This window comes from Sporichthya sp. (genome assembly GCF_013815995.1).
Lineage (GTDB): Bacteria > Actinomycetota > Actinomycetes > Sporichthyales > Sporichthyaceae > Sporichthya.
This window is the reverse complement of sequence record NZ_JACDFE010000317.1, coordinates 1-3,881: the sequence shown is the minus strand read 5'-3', so window position 1 is coordinate 3,881 and position 3,881 is coordinate 1. Positions and strand designations below refer to the sequence as shown.

4 protein-coding genes are annotated in these 3,881 nt (G+C 69.4%); 3 read left to right on the top strand and 1 reads right to left on the bottom strand.

What is annotated here, in order from left to right; all coding sequences use genetic code 11:
• Positions 1–1,100, bottom strand: a 1,100-nt coding sequence (locus tag H0X00_RS22420) for an acetyl-CoA C-acetyltransferase (RefSeq protein WP_293774992.1), incomplete at its 3' end; no start/stop codon positions are given.
• 137 nt (positions 1,101–1,237) lie between these two features.
• Here H0X00_RS22420 and mce point away from each other — a divergent pair.
• The 3 genes from mce to H0X00_RS22405 all read left to right on the top strand — a co-directional run.
• Entirely contained in the window at positions 1,238–1,663 is a 426-nt protein-coding gene (mce, locus tag H0X00_RS22415) for a methylmalonyl-CoA epimerase (protein WP_293774991.1), read from the top strand.
• A gap of 253 nt (positions 1,664–1,916) precedes the next feature.
• Complete coding sequence (ccrA, locus tag H0X00_RS22410) at positions 1,917–3,254, top strand: crotonyl-CoA carboxylase/reductase (RefSeq protein ID WP_293774990.1); 1,338 nt, start codon at positions 1,917–1,919, stop codon at positions 3,252–3,254.
• A gap of 162 nt (positions 3,255–3,416) precedes the next feature.
• Positions 3,417–3,881 (top strand): DivIVA domain-containing protein (locus tag H0X00_RS22405; RefSeq protein WP_293774989.1); only part of this gene is annotated, 465 nt, incomplete at its 3' end.

Here is a 3,881-nt window from a genome sequence, read left to right as displayed (position 1 = left end):
CCGAGCTCGAGCGCGAGGGTCAGCACGATGCGGGCGCCGGACATCCCGACCGGGTGGCCGAGCGCGATCGCGCCGCCGTTGACGTTGACCTTGTCCTCGCCGAGGCCGAGCTCGCGCATCGACTGGATGCCCACGCTGGCGAAGGCCTCGTTGATCTCGACCAGGGTGAGGTCGGCGGCGCTGCGGCCCGCCTTGGCCAGCGCGGCGTTGATCGCCCGCGAGGGCTGGGACTGCAGGGTCGAGTCCGGGCCGGCCACCATGCCGTGCGCGCCGATCTCGGCGATCCAGGACAGCCCGTGGGCCAGCGCCTTCTCCTTGCTCATCACGATCACCGCCGCGCCGCCGTCGGAGATCTGCGAGGCCGAGCCCGCCGTGATCGTGCCGTCGGAGGTGAACGCCGGGCGCAGCTTGGACAGCGACTCGGCGGTGGTGTCACCGCGGATGCCCTCGTCGTCGCCGAAGACGATCGGGTCGCCCTTTCGGGTGGGCAGCTCGATGGGGGCGATCTCGTCCGCGAACAGCCCGTTCTTGTGGGCGGCGGCGGCCAGCTGGTGGGAGCGGGCCGAGAACACGTCCTGCTCCTCGCGGCTGATCCCGAGCGGGGCGTTGGCCTTCTCGGTCAGCTCGCCCATCGGGGCGTCGGTGAACTGGTCCCACAGGCCGTCGTAGGCCATCGAGTCGGTCAGCGTGGTGTCGCCGTACTTGAATCCCGAGCGCGACTTGGCCAGCAGGTGCGGGGCCTGGGTCATCGACTCCATGCCGCCGGCCACGACGGTGTCGACCTCGCCGGCCCGGATCAGCTGGTCAGCCATCGCGATGGCGTTCAGGCCGGACAGGCAGACCTTGTTGATCGTGATCGCCGGCACGTTCATGCTGATGCCGCCCTTGACCGCGGCTTGGCGGGCGGTGATCTGCCCGGCGCCGGCCTGCAGCACCTGACCCATGATCACGTACTGGATCTCGGCGGCCGGGATCCCCGACTTGGACAGCGCGGCCGCGATCGCGTGGCCGCCGAGGTCGGCGCCGGAGAAGTCCTTGAGGGAGCCGAGCAGGCGTCCCATCGGCGTGCGCGCGCCGGAGATGATCACGGAGCTGGTCATGGGGGCCCTCCACGGTCGGTGCCACGTGCCCTGCTGCAGGGCTTCTGCAACGATAGCCAGCAGGGGCAAATCGTCATTCCCCCACCGACCGCTCGTCGCACCGCGATGCCCGCTGAACGCCCGCCCAGGGAGCTTTCATGATCAACCGGATCGACCACGTCGGCCTGGCCGTCCACGACCTGGACGCCTCGATCGCCTTCTACGAGCGCACCTTCGGCATGCACGTGGTGCACGAGGAGGTCAATGAGGAGCAGGGCGTCCGCGAGGCGATGCTCGCCGTCGGCGACTCCGGGTCCTGCATCCAGTTGCTCGCCCCGCTGCGCGAGGACTCCCCCATCGGCAAGTTCCTCGCGAAGAACGGCGAGGGCATCCAGCAGATGGCCTACAACGTCGACGACATCGACGCGATCAGCTCACACCTGCGCGACGCCGGGGTCCGGCTGCTCTACGACGCCCCGAAGAGGGGCACCGCGAACTCACGGATCAACTTCGTGCACCCCAAGGACGCCGGCGGCGTGCTGATCGAGCTGGTCGAGTCGGCCGCCGACGGCCACGCCCACTAGTCAGCCCTGACCTACGCCGTCGCCTCGGGATCCTTGTCCGCCTGGTGCGAGCGGATCTTCCAGGCCAGCAGCAACAGCACGACGACGGCGGCGGGCGCGATCGCGGGCACGTTCTCCACCAGGCCGCCCACTCGGCGATGGTTGCCGACCGCCCGGCGACGATCTCGACCGCCTCGCAGACAGGTAGGTCAAACACCCGTTTTCGGCGTCGGTATCGTGCACGCAGCCGTTCGCACTACTCAGGAGTAATGCCGTGAAGGACATCCTCGAGGCGATCCTCGCCAGTGACACCGAGCGCCCCGACGTCGCGGGGATTCCGATCCCGTCGACCTACCAGGGCATCACCGTCCGCAAGGACGAGGAGAACATGTTCGAAGGGATGGCCTCGCGCGACAAGGACCCACGCCAGAGCCTGCACCTCGACGATGTCGCCACCCCGGAGCTGGGCCCGGGCGAGGCGCTGGTGGCCGTGATGGCCAGCGCGGTGAACTACAACACCGTCTGGACCTCGATCTTCGAGCCGGTGTCCACCTTCGGGTTCCTGGCCCGCTACGGGAAGCTCTCCGAGCTGACCAAGCGGCACGACCTGCCGTACCACGTGGTCGGCTCCGACCTGGCCGGCGTCGTGCTCAAGGTCGGCGTGGGCGTCAGCAAGTGGAAGCCCGGCGACCGGGTGGTCGCGCACTGCCTGTCCGTCGAGCTCGAGGACGCGATGGGCCACGACGACACGATGATGGACCCGCAACAGCGGATCTGGGGCTTCGAGACCAACTTCGGCGGCCTCGCCGAGCTCGCCCTGGTCAAGGCCAACCAGTTGATGCCGAAGCCGGACCACCTCTCCTGGGAGGAAGCCGCCTGCCCCGGTCTGGTGAACTCCACCGCCTACCGGCAGCTGGTCTCGCACAACGGCGCGAACATGAAGCAGGGCGACGTCGTGCTGATCTGGGGCGCCTCCGGCGGCCTCGGCTCCTACGCGACGCAGATGGCGCTCGCCGGCGGCGGGATCCCGGTGTGCGTCGTCTCCTCCCCCGACAAGGCCGAGATCTGCCGGTCCCTGGGCGCCGAGCACGTCATCGACCGCGCGGCCGAGGGCTACAAGTTCTGGAAGGACGAGCACAACCAGGATCCGAAGGAGTGGCAGCGCTTCGGCAAGCGCATCCGCGAGCTCACCGGCGGCGAGGACATCGACATCGTCTTCGAGCACCCCGGCCGCGAGACCTTCGGCGCCTCGATCTACGTGACCCGCCGCGGTGGTCTCATCACCACCTGCGCCTCGACCTCCGGCTACATCCACCAGTACGACAACCGCTACCTCTGGATGAGCCTCAAGCGGATCATCGGCTCGCACTTCGCGAACTACCGCGAGGCGTGGGAGGCCAACCGCCTGATCGAGAAGGGGATCATCCACCCGACGCTGTCCAAGACCTACGCCCTGGCCGACACCGGCCAGGCCGCTCTGGACGTCCACAAGAACTCCCACCAGGGCAAGGTCGGCGTGCTCTGCCTGGCCCCGTCCGAGGGCCTCGGGGTCTCCAACCCGGAGAAGCGGGCCAAGTTCGAGACCGCGATCAACCGCTTCCGCAACGTCTGAGGCCACTTCCGTTCCGCGCATCCATGACCGCAGCGGCATCCATGACCGGAACTTGTGGGCGTGTCGCTCGGACCCGCGCATGGATGCGTAGGACGCACCCTGCGGACATGAGGAAATGTCTGTTTTGCCCCTCCGTGAGACCCCTCGTGGGAGCATTCCGGGGTGACGTCTGACGTCGAACGGGCGCTGGACCGCGAGGATTCGCGGTCCTTAGCGGCATGGGGCGCGCGATTCGACGCAGCGCTGCGGGGCTACGACCGCGCCCAGGTCGACCTCTACGTCGACGAACTGACCTCGCGCCTGTCCGCGCTACGCGACGCCGTCGCGGGCGCGGAGAAGAACGCACACAACGCGCGCGAGGACGCCCTCAAGGGCGCCGCGGAGCTGACCCGCACCCGGGCCCGCCTGGTCGACACCGAGCAGCGCCTGGCCCAGGTCCAGGCCCAGCCGGACCTGCCGGGCCAGGACGGCGCGGAACGCGTGATGCGCCTGGCCGAGCTGACCGCCGAGGCGCTGCGCGCCGAGGCCGCCGAGGCCGCGGCTGCGGTCCAGCGGGAGGCCAACGAGGCGCTGGAGGCGGCGCACCGCAGGCACGCCGAGCTGCTGGAGGCGGCCGCGGTCGAGAAG

Coding starts and splice junctions, on each gene's coding strand:
- mce (WP_293774991.1), top strand. CDS start 1,238: ATGATCAACCGGATCGACCACGTCGGCCTGGCCGTCCACGACCTGGAC.